The organism is Streptomyces sp. NBC_00259 (genome assembly GCF_036181745.1).
GTDB lineage: Bacteria > Actinomycetota > Actinomycetes > Streptomycetales > Streptomycetaceae > Streptomyces > Streptomyces pratisoli.
The window spans coordinates 2,158,861-2,173,157 of record NZ_CP108080.1; the positions used below are offsets into that span (position 1 = coordinate 2,158,861).

Below are 14,297 nucleotides of genomic sequence, written 5' to 3' on the forward strand. Positions count from 1 at the left end.
GCCCGCAGTAAGGGTGCCGACCACGTCCGCCGAACTGTTCATTATCGGACGCCGCGAACAATAAGGGTTCCGATGTGACCTGGCTCGGGAGCATCAAGAACGGCGGCATCAGCGGTCGCGAATCCTGACGCAAGGAGAAGATCCCGCCACATCGCGGGTGTATAGCTGTAGCGGTAGGTGTACATGGCTGGCCCCGCGAATCCACCCTTGTACATGCCCTGGGGCCCGTATGCACCGGGAATGGCCGGTGCGTGAGAGAAGAGGTAGACCCCACCAGGATTCAGCGCACGGACCACCTGAGGCAACAGCCGTTCGGGATCGGTGAACCACGCCGCCCCGAAGACGGAGTACACCGCGTCGTAGGTCTCGACGCTGGCCGCGAGATGTTCGAGGGCTTCGGCACAGACGAACTGCACCCCGAGCGGCCCCCAGCGCTCTGACGCCTTCCTCACCGCCACAGGCGACATGTCGACACCTGTGACCTTGATGTTCCGCTGCGCGAGATATGCGAGGTGCCGTCCGGTCCCGCATCCGATCTCCAGCACCGTATCCGGTGTACCGAGGAGCTCAGGGCCGGGTCCGTGGCCCGTGTACTGGGTCCAGCAAAAAGCAGGCTCGAGTTCGCATGGGGCCTTCCACGCACTCTCCGCGAAGGTGTCCCACAGGACGCGCTCATGGTCATGGTTGTGCGGAACAGTCAACGCACTTCCTTCGCTCACCACTTCGCTGTCCGGTGCCCTGCCGGTACCAGCCGACAGGGCACCAGAGTAGGCGGATCGATCAGTGACTGTCGGGCACCTTGTCGTCGCACGGTGAGCACTCGGCGCCATCGACGGACCACAGTTCCTCGTCTGCCGCGAACCCGTTTGCCCGGATGACGTCGGCGGTCCGCAGACACAGGCCGTCGTTGCGCCGCTGGATCAGCGGCGCATGGTGCTTGTAGCGGCCGCTGTTGTAGAGGTGGCAGAAGGCGAAGTAGACAGGTGTGTCGAGGATGATCTGGTGGACGCCGATGTCCACGATCCTGCCGACGCCGAGATGGAGGTCCGGGCGCTCCATGGCCGTGATCAGGTAGGCGACGGCATTGTCCAGGATGCGCTCCGCCATGTTCTGGACCGTGACGTTGTCCCTCATGATGAGCCTGATCTCGCGCCCGTAAAGGTCGGCGCCATCCGAACCGGGGCTCTCGAAGACGTTGTACGTACAGTCCCTGACATGCGGACGCACCGCGTTGAAGAGGGAGCGAGGATCACGAGTCATCGTGGTCGATGGCCTCTCGAACGTGACCGTCATCGAGTGGTCTCCTATCAATCGGGTGGGGCGAGCTGATTCGGTGGTGGGCGGACGGCAGCTCTCGCGGGGTGCCAGACTGCTCGGCCTGATCGTTGATCTCGTCCTCGTCGTCCTGGACCTCCCCAGGCAGGCGTGCGCCCCGGGACTCCGCCACGCGCACTACGTCGCGGAGCGACTCGCCCAGCCGACAGGCCAGGAAGTGAAGTTGAGCAGCCGTTGCCCGGCGGTCGGTCAGCAGATCGGCGGCATGGCCCAGCAGTTCATCCGCCATGCGGAGTTGCACGGCCTCAACATCGTCGGCGAGCCGGGACAAATAGCCTGATCCGTCGCCCGCCAGATAGGAGGGCTTCCCCTCAGGCCCCGTCCACGGGAGCAGACGCAGCCCCTTTGGGGCCGCCATCAGGGAAACTCCACAGCGTGGGCGGCATACGTGCCGGATACCACTCCCCCGCGGATATGGCGCTCGGCCGAGTGGGGTGGCTGCGCTGCGAGCAGTGCTGCCATCCGTTCCAGGGCACGACAGATACGCTCTTGCATGTCGACGCTCCTTGTCAGTGTTGACCACGGCCCCCGGGCGGTCGCCTCCGCCGCGGGGGTTTCATCAAGTGAACCGCCCATTACGCAGAGTGGGTACGGTGGTGCCGAGACCAAGCGGTATACGCGGTTTACGACTCCAGGACGGAGCAGCGTGGCGGCGTCGAACGAGCCCAAACTCCCGCCTGCGTGACATCGTTCACGCGGCGGGGTGCACGTACGAGGCGCTGGCGAAGGACGTACGGCGCATCGCCGCAGAGAACGGTGAACTTCTCCAGACCAATAAGTCCGCCCTCTCTCACTGGGTGAACGGCACCAGAAGCCCGTCCGGCCAGTCCGGCCAGTATCTTGCCGAAGCGCTCTCGCGCCGTCTCGGCCGTGTCGTCACCCAAACGGAGATCGGTCTCCAATCACGGGACACGGAAACCGGAACCAGCAGCGACCCTGTGGCCACCGCCACGGATCTCGGACGTGCCGATGTCGAGCGCCGTCACTTCCTCGCCGTCGCCGCATTCACGACAGCCGGCGTCGCCATGCCACTGCTGCACGATCACGAGGCAACGTCCCGAATGCTGCGGGCCCGCACCGGCCTATGCCTTGTGGGCATTGAGGACGTCGATGTCGTGCGGCAGATCACGGCAGCCTTCAGCTCGGCCGACGAACGTCTCGGCGGCGGCCACGGGCTGACAACCGTCACTGCCTATCTGGCCGACACCGCAGCCCCGATGCTCCGCGGACGTTTCTCTTCCGAAGCCTTACGCGAGGTTGCCTTCGGGGCTGTCGCCGAACTCGCTTACCTCGCCGGGTGGAAGCACCACGACCTCGGACACGAAGGCGCAGCACAGCGGTACTACCAGGTCGGATATCAGCTCGCCTGCGAAGCCGACCCTCACGGCCACGCCGCCTGGATGATGCGAGCCCTGGCCCATCAGGCACTCAGCCTGAAGCAGCCCCACCACTGCGTCGACCTCGTCGAAGGTGCCCTACACCGCGGCCTCGGCCACGTCGACGGTCGGACCGAAGCCCTCCTGCACATCACGCACGCACGCGCCTACGCGGCCGTCGGTCAGAGCTCGTCGGCTGCCCGGGCCCTACTGGCCTCGGAAGACGCCCTCATGCGGGACAACGGCCCCCAACCCAGCTACTCCCGCGTCAGCGGCCCCGCCGCCGGCACGGTGGCCAGCCATACCGCTCGCACGCTGACGGACCTTGCCGACCACATCGGTACCGAACAGCAGCACCGCAATGCCCTCACTCGCTGGGACCCGGAAAGGTACAAACGCGTCCACGCCCTCACGCACGCCGACCTCGGCGACAGCCTCGCCGCTCAGGCCCGCGCCGACGAGGCGATCGCCGCCTGGACCCAGGCTCTGGTTCTCATGGAGGGCATGACGTCCGACCGCACTCGCAAGGCGATCGCGTCGATCCGCTCCCCACTGGCCATGTACCAGCGCCGCCGCGTCCCCGGCGCCGCGGAGTTGGCCCGTCGTGCCCGGGAAGCCCTCGCCTAGCATGCCCAGACCCCACCCGCCGAAGGGAAACCCGTGACCCGGCAGACCGACGAGAGTCCCGTAGCCCTCGAGCCGTCGCTCGAATCCATGACCCTGCTGGTGGCGGCCGTCATCGTCCACGACAGGGCGAACCATCGTGTCGTCCTGCTCCAGCGCAGTGAGAACGCCAAGTTCGCGCAGGGCCTGTGGGACCTCCCGGTAGGAAAGAGCGAGTCCGGTGAGCCCATCACCGGGACCGCGGTCCGTGAGCTCTACGAGGAGACCGGTCTCACGGTAGAGCCGCAGTGCCTCAGAGTTGCCCACATCATCCACGGCGCCTGGGGCGTCGAAGCACCCAACGGCTTCCTCACCGTCGTCTTCGCCACCCACGAGTGGCGTGGCGAACCGGAGAATCGCGAGCCCCGCAAGCACTCCCAGGTCCGCTGGGTCGACGCCGACGCCATTCCCGAAGCATTCGTCGACACCACGTCGAGCGCCCTGCACCACTACCTCAAGAACGACGGCGCCCAGGTGTCCCTGAACGGCTGGCCCACGGCCTGACCGTCCTGGCGGCAGCCCTCAGCTCCGCGCCCGCGCCGTCGAGCCCCGGACCACCAGTTCCGGCTGGAAGACGTACTCCGTGCTCGGCACGGGATTGCCGCGGATCTCCTCCAGCAGGGCGCCGACCGCCGCCGACGCCATGGCCTGGACGGGCTGGCGGACGGTGGTCAGGGGCGGGTCGGTGAAGGGGATCAGGGCGGAGTCGTCGTAGCCGACGACCGAGACGTCGCCCGGTACGTCCAGGCCGCGTTCGCGGACGGCCCTGATGACGCCGAGGGCCATCAGGTCGCTGCCGCAGACGATGCCGGTGCAGCCCGCGTCGAGGAGGTCCGCGGCCGCGGCGTGGCCGCCCTCCAGGCTGAAGAGGGTGTGCCGGACGTAGCGGTCGGCACCCGGGCCCGCGGCTTCCAGGAAGCCCTGGGTCTTGCGGCGCGAGGGGACGTAGCGGAGCGGGCCGACGGCGAGGCCGATCCGTTCGTGGCCCAGTTCGGCGAGATGGCGTACGGCCATGCCGGCCGCCATGTGGTCGTCGGGCGAGACGAACGGCGCGGAGACCTGTTCGTTGTAGCCGTTGACGAGGACGAACGGGACCCGGCGGGCGGCCAGTTCGGCGTAGCGGGTCTGGTCAGCCGCGGTGTCGGCGTGCAGACCGGAGAGGAAGACGATGCCGTCGACGCCGCTCTCCTCCAGCTGCTCGACGAGTTCGTCCTCGGTCGCTCCCCCGGGCTGCTGGCAGCACAGCACCGGGGTGTAGCCGTGTCCGGCCAGGACCTGTTCGATGACCTGGGCGAAGGCGGGGAAGATCGGGTTGGTGAGTTCGGGTACGACCAGCCCGATCAGCCCGGCGCTGCGCCGCCGCAGCCGTACGGGACGCTCGTAGCCGAGGATGTCGAGCGCGGCGAGCACCCGTGTCCGGGTCGCCGCCGAGACCCCCGGCTTGCCGTTGAGGACGCGGCTGACCGTCGCCTCGCTGACGTCGGCCTGCGCGGCGATGTCCGTGAGCCGAGGGGCGCCCGCCCCCGCGGTGCCCCTCGGCCGGGGGATCGTCACACCGTCCACCACGCCGTCGCATCGGCCGGCAGGACGGCGGAGCCGTCGCTCACCGCCACCGGTGTGCTGGCCAGCAGGAGCGTGCCGGGCGCGGGGAGGCGTACCGGCGCGCCCGTGGTGTTGGTGGTGCAGACGAACCCGTCGCGGGACAGGGCGAGGACGCCGTCGGGGGCGTCCAGCCAGGTCACCGCTTCACCCGCGCCGAGGCCCGGGTGCTCGCGGCGGGTGGCGAGGGCTGCGCGGTACAGCTCCAGGGTGGAGCCGGCGATTCCGGTCTGGGCCTCCACGCTCAGCTCGGCCCAGTCCGCCGGCTGCGGAAGCCAGCTGCCGCCGCTGCCGAAGCCGTACGAGGTACCCGACCGCGTCCACGGGATCGGCACCCGGCAGCCGTCCCGGAACCCGTCCTGGCCCTCCGCACGGAAGAACGACGGATCCTGACGCACCTCGTCGGGGAGGTCCGTCACATCCGGCAGACCCAGCTCCTCGCCCTGATACACGTACACCGACCCCGGCAGCGCCAGCATCAGCAGTGTCGCCGCACGCGCCCGGCGGAGCCCCAGCTCACGGTCGCCCTGCTCGCGCAGCTGCGTGCCGAGGCCGGGCGGGTTGCCGAAGCGGGTGGCGTGGCGGGTCACGTCGTGGTTGGACAGCACCCATGTGGTGGGGGCTCCGACGGGCCGCATCGCGGCGAGCGAGCCGTCGATGACCTGCCGCAGCTCCTTCGCGTCCCAGTTGGTGGTGAGGTACTGGAAGTTGAAGGCCTGGTGCATCTCGTCGGGGCGCACGTACATCGCGGTGCGCTCGACCGTCGGCGTCCAGGCCTCGGCGACGAGGATGCGCTCGCCCTCGTACTCGTCGAGGATCCGCCGCCAGGAGCGGTAGATCTCGTGGACGCCGTCCTGGTCGAAGAACGGCATGACATCGTTTCCGAGCAGCTTGAGCTGGTCGCCGGAGCCGATGTCGGGCAGGCCGGGGGCCTTGACCAGGCCGTGGGCGACGTCGACGCGGAAGCCGTCGGCACCCAGGTCCAGCCAGAACCGCAGGATCGAGCGGAACTCGTCCTGGACGGCCGGGTGCTCCCAGTTGAAGTCGGGCTGCTCGGGCGCGAAGAGATGCAGGTACCACTCGCCGGCGCCGCCGTCCGGGTTCGTGGTCCGCGTCCAGGCCGGGCCGCCGAAGATCGACTCCCAGTCGTTGGGCGGCAGTTCGCCGTGCTCGCCCTTGCCGGGCCGGAAGTGGAACCGCTCGCGCAGCCGGGAGCCGGGGCCCTCGCGCAGCGCCTGGCGGAACCAGTCGTGCTGGTCGGAGCAGTGGTTGGGCACGAGGTCGACGATGATGCGCAGGTCCAGGGCGTGGGCACTGCGGATGAGCGCGTCGGCGTCGTGGAGGGTGCCGAACATCGGGTCGATGGCCCGGTAGTCGGCGACGTCGTATCCCGCGTCGGCCTGTGGGGAGGCGTAGAACGGGCTGAGCCAGACCGCGTCGACGCCGAGCTCCTTGAGGTACGGGAGCCGGCTGCGTATCCCGGCGAGATCGCCCATGCCGTCGCCGTTGCCGTCGGCGAAGCTGCGCGGATAGACCTGGTAGATCACCGCGTCCCGCCACCATGGCGCTGGCTCGGCGTGGGTGCCGGTCGTCGTCGTGGTGGCGGGGGCAGCGAGATGCTGGGTCATTTCATCCCTGGGATGGTGGTGGTTGGGGGGAACGTACGGAACGTGGGGATCCGCGACGGACCGGCGCTGTACCGATCGGCCCTTGTCGGATCGGCCTTTGCCGGATCCGCCTTGGTCGGATCGGCCCTTGACGGATCAGCCCTTGACGGCGCCTGCCGACACGCCCGTGACCAGATGGCGCTGGGCGAAGAGGAAGACGACCGCGGCGGGGATGGCGATGAGCACCGAGGCCGCGGTCATCGGCCCCCACTGGGCGCCGTACTGGTTGACGAACTTCTGCAGGCCCCCGGCGAGGGTGAGGTTCTCGTCGCCGACCATGAAGGCGGAGGCGTACGCGACCTCGCCCCAGGCGGTGATGAAGGAGTAGAACGCCGTCACCGCGATGCCGGGCTTGGCGAGCGGCAGGATCAGCCGCCAGAAGGTGCCGAACGGGGTGAGGCCGTCGACCTGGCCCGACTCGTCGATCTCGCGCGGGATGGTGTCGAAGAAGCCCTTCATCATCCAGGCGCAGAACGGCACCGCGATGGTGAGGTACGTGATGACGAGGCCGGCGGGCTCGTTGAGCAGACCGAGGCCCGCCATGATGTTGTAGATCGGCACGATGAGGACCGCGACCGGGAACATCTGGGTGATGAGCAGGGTCCACATCAGGCCGCGCTTGCCGGGGAAGCGGAAGCGGCTGACGGCGTAGCCGGTGGTGGCGGCCACGAAGACGCCGAGGACCGTGGTGAGGCCGGCGACGAGCAGCGAGTTGCCGAACCAGGTGAGGAACTCGGTGTCGTCGAGCAGCTTGGTGTAGTTCTCGAACGTCGTCTCTTTGACGAAGTCGGTGGTGATCGCGTACTCCGCCGGCTTCAGCGAGGTGAGCAGCACCCACAGCACCGGGAAGACGGCGATCACGGACGCGACGAAGAGCGTCAGGTGCAGCAGGGCCGAGGCGAGCGGCGAGCGGCGGCCGCGCACGGGAGCGTTGGCCGGGACATGGGTCGAGGTCACCAGGTTTCTCCCTGCTTGCGGAGGACGCGCTGGTAGACAGCGGCGAAGACCATCAGGAGGACGAGGATCAGCACGCCCCAGGTGGAGGACTGGGCGAAGTCGCGCGGACTGATCTCGAACGAGAACTTGTACGCCTGGGTGACCAGGATCTGGGTGGCCTCACCCGGACCGCCCCGGGTGAGCAGGAAGATCACCGGGAACATGTTGAAGGTCCAGATGGTGCTCAGCAGGACGACGGTGGTGGACACCGACCTGAGGCCCGGCATGGTGATGTGGCGGAACCGCTGCCAGGCGTTGGCGCCGTCCATCTCCGCGGCCTCGTACAGCTCGCCGGGTATGGACTGCAGACCGCCGAGCAGGGCGACCATCATGAACGGGACGCCGAGCCAGACGTTGACGGCGATCACCGAGAACTTGGCCCAGGTGGGGTCGTTCAGCCACGGCACCGCGTCGAGGCCGCCACCCGCGAGGATCTTGTTGAGCAGGCCGTTGTCCTCGTTGTAGAGGAAGCGCCAGGCGAAGACGGAGACGAATCCGGGCACGGCCCAGGGCAGGATCAGCATCATCCGGTAGAACGACCGGCCGGCGATCCTACGGTTGAGGATGTTGGCGAGGGCGAGGCCCAGGCCGAAGGTGACGGCCACGCAGGAGACCGTCCACACCAGCGTCCACCCGAGGGTGTCGAGGAACTGGCTGCCGGTGAGTGCGTCGGCGTAGTTGTCGAGCCCGACGAATTCGTAGGTCGCGGGGAGGTGGTTGACCCCGATCGACCGCTCGACGTTCCGCTCGTTGGCGTTGGTCAGCGACAGATAGACGCCGCGGACGAGCGGGTAGCCGATGATCACCCCGATCACGATCACCACAGGGGTGACCATGGCCCAGGCGTACCAGTGGGTGGAGAGGGCGCGGCGGAGCTTGCCGGGCGCGCCTGCGGTGTCGCGGCGACGGCCGCGGGCCCTGTTGGGCTCCGCGGCCTTCGCCACCGACTGGCCGCTGGTGTGGACAGCCATCAGTCGGTCTCTTCCTTACTTCCAGTCCTTGAGGAGCTTCCGGTAGGCGTCGCCCGCCGTCTTGGCTCCCTTCTCCGGGGTGGTCTGGCCGGTGAGGACCTTGGTGTACTCGGTCACCAGCGGGGCGAAGAGGCTGCCGCCCTCCGGGATCCAGGGGCGCTCGACGGCCTTGTCGACGACCGGCTTGAAGAAGGCGACCATCTCGTTGCCGGAGACGGTCGGCTTGTTGTAGACGGAGGTGCGGGTCGGGAGCAGGCTGAGCTCCTTGGCGACCGTGGTCTGCGAGTCGACGGAGCTCATGTACTCGACGAAGGCGTAGGAGGCCTCGAGGTTCTTGGAGCCGGCGTAGACGGCGAGGTTGTGGCCGCCCTGCGGGGCACCCTGGCCGGCGGAGCCCGCCGGCACCGGGGTGATGCCGAGGTTCGTCTTGTCCTTGAACTCCTTGCCGGCGTAGGTGTCGGTGACCGCCCACGGGCCGTTGATCATCATGGCGACCTTGCCTTCCTTGAAGGCGGTCTGCATGTTGTTCCAGCCGTCGGTGGCGTCGGTCTTGGCCGCACCGGTGTCGACGAGGTCCTTGACGACCTTCATGGCCTTGACGCCGGCCGGGTTGTCGACCGTGATCTGCTTCTTCTCGGCGTCGACCAGGTTGCCGCCCTCGCCGTAGAGGAAGGACAGGAACCAGTACGCGTCGTCGCCGCGCAGGTACAGGCCCGTCTTGCCGGTCTTCTCCTTGATGGTCTTGGAGACCGTCTTCAGATCGGCGATCGAGGCGGGCGGCGTGACGCCGGCCTGCTCGAAGATCTTCTTGTTGTAGAAGATGCCCATGGAGTCGATGACCTGCGGGACCGCGTAGGTCTTGTCGTTGTACTTCGTGGAGGCGGCGGCCTGCGGCAGGAAGTCCTTCTCGTCCTTGAGGGCCGAGGTGCCGTCCAGCGGGGCGAGGTAGCCGAGGTCGGCGAACTCGGGGGTCCAGGCGACCTCGGAGCGGATCACGTCGGGGGCGCCGGAGCCGGACTGGGCGGCGTTCTTGAACTTGTTCTGCGCCTCGCCGAAGGGCACGTTCACATAGTTGATCTTGACGTCGGGGTGGAGCTTGGTGAAGCCCTCGGCGAGCTTCTTGAAGACCTTGTCCTCGCTGCCGACGGTCGACGTGTCCCACCAGGTGACCGTGCCGGACAGCTTGCCCGAGCTGCTCTTGCCGCCCTCGGTGTCGTCCCCGCCGCACGCCGTCGCCGTGAGCGCCAGGCTCGCGACCAGGGCGGTGGCCGCTATGCCACGTCGCATGTGAACTCCTTCGACCTGGGCCGCTCCATCACGGCGCCGATTCGTCGAGGAACGTAACAAGGTTGAAAGAAGACCGAAAGACCTTGCGAGAGATTTCCGCAAGCAGCCGCGATCGTTACATCCGCGTGTCCTCACGGTAGCCGTTGCGCGCCTTGCCAACGGGGGCTTCGTCCGTTCCACCGCTCCGTAAGGCCTGCGCAACTGCTTCCGCAAGAGATTGCAGCGCTGTTACCTTCGGCATAGGTCGGCGTTGAACCGGAAGATCCGGAACATCCCGAAACAGGCATCCGAAGGAGCGCCCATGACGCAGGAGCTCAGCACGACCGCCACGCCGCAGACCGGTACGACCTCCACGCCGCAGACCGGTACGGCCTCCCTGACGCAGTCAGGTACGGCCACCGTGCCGCAGGCCGCCACGGTCGCTCCGCCGCGCCGCCCCGGGCAGCCGCGGGACTGGTGGCGGGACGCCGTGATCTACCAGGTGTACGTCCGCTCCTTCGCCGACAGCGACGGCGACGGCATCGGCGATCTGCGCGGCATCCGCGACCGGCTCCCCCATCTCGCGGGCCTCGGCGTGGACGCGGTCTGGCTGACCCCCTTCTACGCCTCCCCGCAGGCCGACGGCGGCTACGACGTCTCCGACTACCGGGCCGTGGATCCGCTCTTCGGCGCCCTCGACGACGCCGACGACCTCGTACGCGAGGCGCACCGCCTGGGCCTGCGGGTGATCGTCGACATCGTCCCGAACCACACCTCCGACCAGCACGCCTGGTTCCGTTCCGCGCTCGCCGGCGGTCCCGAGCGGGCGTACTACCACTTCCGGCCGGGCAAGGGCGCGGACGGGGAACTGCCGCCGAACGACTGGGAGTCGGTCTTCGGCGGCCCGGCGTGGACCCGGACCACGAATCCGGACGGCGGCGACGGGGACTGGTACCTGCACCTCTTCGCCCCCGAGCAGCCCGATCTCGACTGGGAGCACCCCGCCGTGCGCGAGGAGTTCGACGCGGTCCTGCGCTTCTGGCTGGACCTGGGCGTCGACGGCTTCCGGATCGACGTCGCCCACGGCATGGTCAAGGCCCCCGGCCTGCCCGACATCGGGGCCCGTGAGCAGGCGAAGATGATCGGCGCGCAGGTGCTGCCGTTCTTCGACCAGGACGGTGTCCATGTGATCCACCGCTCCTGGCGCCGGCTCCTGGACACGTACGACGGCGAGCGCATCGGCGTCGCCGAGGCCTGGGCCCCCAGCCCTGAGCGGCTCGCGCTGTACGTACGGCCCGACGAGCTGCACCAGGCGTTCAACTTCCAGTTCCTGCGTTGCCCCTGGGATCCGGACCGGATGCGGGAGGTCGTCGACGCCTCGCTGGCGGCGACGGCGTCCGTGGGCGCGCCCACCACGTGGGTGCTGTCGAACCACGACGTCACCCGGCACACCACGCGCTACGGCGGAGGGGAGCAGGGGCTCCGCCGGGCCCGGGCCGCGGCGCTGCTGATGCTGGCGCTGCCCGGGTCGGTGTACGTGTATCAGGGCGAGGAACTCGGCCTCCCCGAAGTGACGGACCTCCCCGACGAGGTGCGTCAGGATCCGTCGTTCTTCCGTGCGGAGGGCCAGGACGGGTTCCGGGACGGCTGCCGGGTGCCGATCCCGTGGACGCGGTCGGGTACCTCGTACGGCTTCGGCAGCGGCGGCAGCTGGCTTCCGCAGCCGGCGGACTGGGCCGAGCTGAGCGTGGAGGCCCAGACCGGGATCGCCGGCTCCACCCTGGAGCTGTACCGCGCAGCCCTCGCCACCCGCCGCGAGCACCCGGGCCTCGGTGCCGGCTCCGGTGTGACCTGGCTGGACGCCCCCGACGGCGTCCTCGCCTTCGCCCGCGACGGGTTCGTCTGCACGATGAACACCCGCGGCACGGACGTGGAGCTTCCCGCGCCGGGGAGCGTCCTGCTGGCCTCGGCGACCCCCGAATTCGACGGCGGGAGGGTCCGCCTGCCCGCCGACTCGACCGTCTGGTGGGCAATCTGACATGCGACCGGTACAGTCCAATCCCATGACCGCACGGCTTGCCGACATCGCAGCCCAGGCGGGGGTCAGCGAGGCGACGGTCAGCCGGGTGCTCAACGGCAAGCCAGGCGTTGCCTCGACCACCCGCGAATCGGTGCTCGCCGCACTCGACGTCCTCGGTTACGAGCGTCCCGTGAAGCTGCGGCGCCGCAGCGCCGGGCTCGTCGGGCTCATCACGCCCGAGCTGGAGAACCCCATATTCCCGGCCCTGGCCCAGGTCATCGGACAGGCGCTGACCCGCCAGGGCTACACCCCCGTGCTGGCCACCCAGACTCCCGGGGGCTCCACCGAGGACGAGCTCACCGAAATGCTGGTGGACCGGGGCGTTTCAGGCATCATCTTCGTCTCCGGGCTGCACGCCGACACGACGGCCGACATGCAGCGCTACGAGAAGCTGCGCGCCCAGGGCGTGCCCTTCGTCCTCGTCGACGGATTCTCCCCGCAGGTGCAGGCACCGTTCATCTCGCCCGACGACCGGGCGGCCATGCAGCTGGCGGTGACCCATCTCGTCTCCCTCGGCCACACCCGTATCGGACTGGCTCTCGGGCCCCGGCGCTTCGTCCCGGTCCTGCGGAAGATAGAGGGCTTCATCAAGGCCGTCCACGACCAGCTCGGCCTGAGCGAGCCGGAGATCGAGTCCCTGCTCATCCAGCACTCCCTCTACACCCTGGAGGGCGGCCAGGCCGCGGCGTCCGCGCTGATGGACCGGGGCTGCACGGCCGTGGTGTGCGCGAGCGACATGATGGCGCTCGGCGCGATCCGGGCGGCGCGGCAGCGCGGACTGGAAGTCCCCGACGACATCTCGGTCGTGGGCTTCGACGACTCCCCGCTCATCGCCTTCACCGACCCGCCGCTGACGACCGTGCGCAAGCCGGTCCCGGCGATGGGCCAGGCGGCGGTACGCACCCTGCTGGAGGAGATCGGCGGGACGCCCGCTCCCCACAGCGAGTTCGTCTTCATGCCGGAGCTGGTCGTCCGCGGCTCGACCGCGGCGGGCCCCGTGCACGCCGCCTCCTGATCCGCCCCCTCCGCCCCCGGCCGTCCTGATCCGGCGGACCGAGGCATTCCGCGGAACACCCGGGAAATGCGGGGGATCGCCCTAGTACTCAGGACGTACCGCGGGTGCCGCGAACCCGACCGAGGGATGATCGGACCGGAGGCACCTATCTGGCAGACTCTGCACCTATGGGTGAAGCGACCGTAAAGACTTTGGAAGGCCTGACCGCGTCCCCGTCACCCATGGTGACCGAGGACGGCCAGGCCCCGGAGCGGAGCAGACTGCAGCGGATGCGGTCGGTTCGACGGCCGCGCATCTGGTTCGAGATCCTGCTCATCGCGGTCAGCTACTGGACATACTCCCTCATTCGTAACGCGGTTCCCGAGCAGAAGGCGCAGGCCCTGCGGAACGCCAACTGGATCTGGGACGCCGAGCACGCCCTCGGCATCGCCGTCGAGCAGACGGTCAACCACGCCGTCAACTCGGTGACATGGCTGATCGTGACGATGAACTACTACTACGCCACGCTGCACTTCATCGTGACCATCGGCGTCCTGGTGTGGCTCTACCGGCGTCACCCGGGCCGCTACGCACCCACCCGGCTCGTCCTCTTCGCGACCACCGGCGTCGCGCTCGTCGGCTATTACCTGTACCCGCTGGCCCCGCCGCGCCTGATGACCGGCCAGAACTTCATCGACACGGTGCTGGTGCACCACACCTGGGGCTCGATGGCCTCGGGCAACCTGAAGAACATGTCCAACCAGTACGCGGCCATGCCCTCGATGCACATCGGCTGGTCGCTGTGGTGCGGGGTGACCATCTTCGCCCTGACGACCGCGCCGTGGGCGAAGATCCTCGGCCTGCTGTACCCGACGCTGACCCTCATAGTGATCGTGGCCACGGCCAACCACTTCTGGCTGGACGCGGTGGGCGGCCTGCTCTGCCTCGCCTTCGGGTACGGGCTGTCGTACGTCTGGTACGGGTCGCTGCCGCACCGGCTGCCGCGGCACGTGACGACGACGGCGACGGCGACGGCGAGCGACGGGATCTGGTCGTCGGCGAAGCTGAACACCGCCCGTCGCTGAGCCGACGCACGAGCGGCGCCGAAACGTCTCCGCTCACGGTGCGTAGCGCACACCCCGGCCGCCGGATCGCTCGCGCCCGGTCCACACCTCGGCCGGCGTGGTGCGTCGCATACCCACCCATCACGGTCGGCCCCAGCAGGTCCGCGGGTCGCTTCCGCGTGTCGCCGACGAGGACATGGACGAGGACATGAAGGACTCTCCCGGCACCCGGGTGTGACGCGTTGCACAAAGCCTCGCGATCATCGATCGTAGGCATCGACGCGGC

Annotated in this window: 13 protein-coding genes; 6 read left to right on the forward strand and 7 right to left on the reverse strand. The window is 68.8% G+C overall.

Annotation, left to right across the window (positions count from 1 at the left end; translation table 11 throughout):
• Positions 1-41: 41 nt before the first annotated feature.
• Positions 42-701: a class I SAM-dependent methyltransferase gene (locus OG766_RS09675; RefSeq protein ID WP_266374648.1), complete on the reverse strand. Its 660-nt coding sequence runs from the start codon at positions 699-701 to the stop codon at positions 42-44.
• 79 nt (positions 702-780) lie between these two features.
• Positions 781-1,293: a hypothetical protein gene (locus OG766_RS09680; protein ID WP_328725036.1), complete on the reverse strand. Its 513-nt coding sequence runs from the start codon at positions 1,291-1,293 to the stop codon at positions 781-783.
• On the opposite strand from OG766_RS09680, the gene OG766_RS36735 reads away from it, so the two are divergent.
• From OG766_RS36735 to OG766_RS09695, 3 genes are all read left to right on the forward strand, one after another.
• Positions 1,262-1,615, forward strand: a complete 354-nt coding sequence (locus tag OG766_RS36735) for a hypothetical protein (protein WP_443045635.1) — start codon at positions 1,262-1,264, stop codon at positions 1,613-1,615. The two genes, OG766_RS09680 and OG766_RS36735, sit on opposite strands and share 32 nt — an antisense overlap.
• 334 nt (positions 1,616-1,949) lie before the next feature.
• Positions 1,950-3,338 (forward strand): tetratricopeptide repeat protein, encoded by a 1,389-nt coding sequence (locus tag OG766_RS09690; RefSeq protein WP_328727453.1) that lies wholly within the window; start codon positions 1,950-1,952, stop codon positions 3,336-3,338.
• Positions 3,339-3,371: 33 nt separating this feature from the next.
• The gene (locus OG766_RS09695; RefSeq protein WP_328725037.1) at positions 3,372-3,878 is read left to right on the forward strand and encodes an NUDIX domain-containing protein; all 507 of its coding nucleotides are present in this window, start codon (positions 3,372-3,374) and stop codon (positions 3,876-3,878) included.
• Positions 3,879-3,896: 18 nt separating this feature from the next.
• Here the strand turns inward: OG766_RS09695 and OG766_RS09700 are convergent, their stop codons facing one another.
• From OG766_RS09700 to OG766_RS09720, 5 genes are all read right to left on the reverse strand, one after another.
• Complete coding sequence (locus tag OG766_RS09700; RefSeq protein ID WP_328725038.1) at positions 3,897-4,940, reverse strand: LacI family DNA-binding transcriptional regulator; 1,044 nt, start codon at positions 4,938-4,940, stop codon at positions 3,897-3,899.
• Entirely contained in the window at positions 4,925-6,601 is a 1,677-nt protein-coding gene (locus OG766_RS09705; protein WP_328725039.1) for a glycoside hydrolase family 13 protein, read from the reverse strand. Before OG766_RS09705 ends, OG766_RS09700 begins: the two co-directional genes overlap by 16 nt.
• Positions 6,602-6,736: 135 nt before the next feature.
• Positions 6,737-7,600, reverse strand: coding sequence for a sugar ABC transporter permease (locus tag OG766_RS09710; protein WP_385475513.1), 864 nt, complete (start codon positions 7,598-7,600; stop codon positions 6,737-6,739).
• Positions 7,594-8,607 (reverse strand): carbohydrate ABC transporter permease, encoded by a 1,014-nt coding sequence (locus tag OG766_RS09715; RefSeq protein WP_266374635.1) that lies wholly within the window; start codon positions 8,605-8,607, stop codon positions 7,594-7,596. Before OG766_RS09715 ends, OG766_RS09710 begins: the two co-directional genes overlap by 7 nt.
• A 15-nt stretch (positions 8,608-8,622) precedes the next feature.
• Positions 8,623-9,894, reverse strand: a complete 1,272-nt coding sequence (locus tag OG766_RS09720; protein ID WP_266374633.1) for an extracellular solute-binding protein — start codon at positions 9,892-9,894, stop codon at positions 8,623-8,625.
• 301 nt (positions 9,895-10,195) lie between these two features.
• Between OG766_RS09720 and OG766_RS09725 the strand changes: the two genes are divergently transcribed.
• From OG766_RS09725 to OG766_RS09735, 3 genes are all read left to right on the forward strand, one after another.
• Positions 10,196-11,911 carry a glycoside hydrolase family 13 protein gene (locus OG766_RS09725; RefSeq protein ID WP_328725041.1) on the forward strand — a complete coding sequence of 572 codons (1,716 nt, stop codon included), beginning with the start codon at positions 10,196-10,198 and terminating at the stop codon, positions 11,909-11,911.
• A gap of 25 nt (positions 11,912-11,936) precedes the next feature.
• Positions 11,937-12,968 carry a LacI family DNA-binding transcriptional regulator gene (locus tag OG766_RS09730; RefSeq protein ID WP_266374630.1) on the forward strand — a complete coding sequence of 344 codons (1,032 nt, stop codon included), beginning with the start codon at positions 11,937-11,939 and terminating at the stop codon, positions 12,966-12,968.
• A 167-nt stretch (positions 12,969-13,135) separates the two neighbouring features.
• Positions 13,136-14,032: a phosphatase PAP2 family protein gene (locus tag OG766_RS09735; protein ID WP_328725042.1), complete on the forward strand. Its 897-nt coding sequence runs from the start codon at positions 13,136-13,138 to the stop codon at positions 14,030-14,032.
• The last annotated feature ends 265 nt before the right edge of the window (positions 14,033-14,297 follow it).

Coding starts and splice junctions, on each gene's coding strand:
- OG766_RS09680 (WP_328725036.1), bottom strand. CDS start 1,293: ATGACGGTCACGTTCGAGAGGCCATCGACCACGATGACTCGTGATCCT.
- OG766_RS09705 (WP_328725039.1), bottom strand. CDS start 6,601: ATGACCCAGCATCTCGCTGCCCCCGCCACCACGACGACGACCGGCACC.
- OG766_RS09715 (WP_266374635.1), bottom strand. CDS start 8,607: ATGGCTGTCCACACCAGCGGCCAGTCGGTGGCGAAGGCCGCGGAGCCC.
- OG766_RS09720 (WP_266374633.1), bottom strand. CDS start 9,894: ATGCGACGTGGCATAGCGGCCACCGCCCTGGTCGCGAGCCTGGCGCTC.
- OG766_RS09725 (WP_328725041.1), top strand. CDS start 10,196: ATGACGCAGGAGCTCAGCACGACCGCCACGCCGCAGACCGGTACGACC.
- OG766_RS09730 (WP_266374630.1), top strand. CDS start 11,937: ATGACCGCACGGCTTGCCGACATCGCAGCCCAGGCGGGGGTCAGCGAG.
- OG766_RS09735 (WP_328725042.1), top strand. CDS start 13,136: ATGGGTGAAGCGACCGTAAAGACTTTGGAAGGCCTGACCGCGTCCCCG.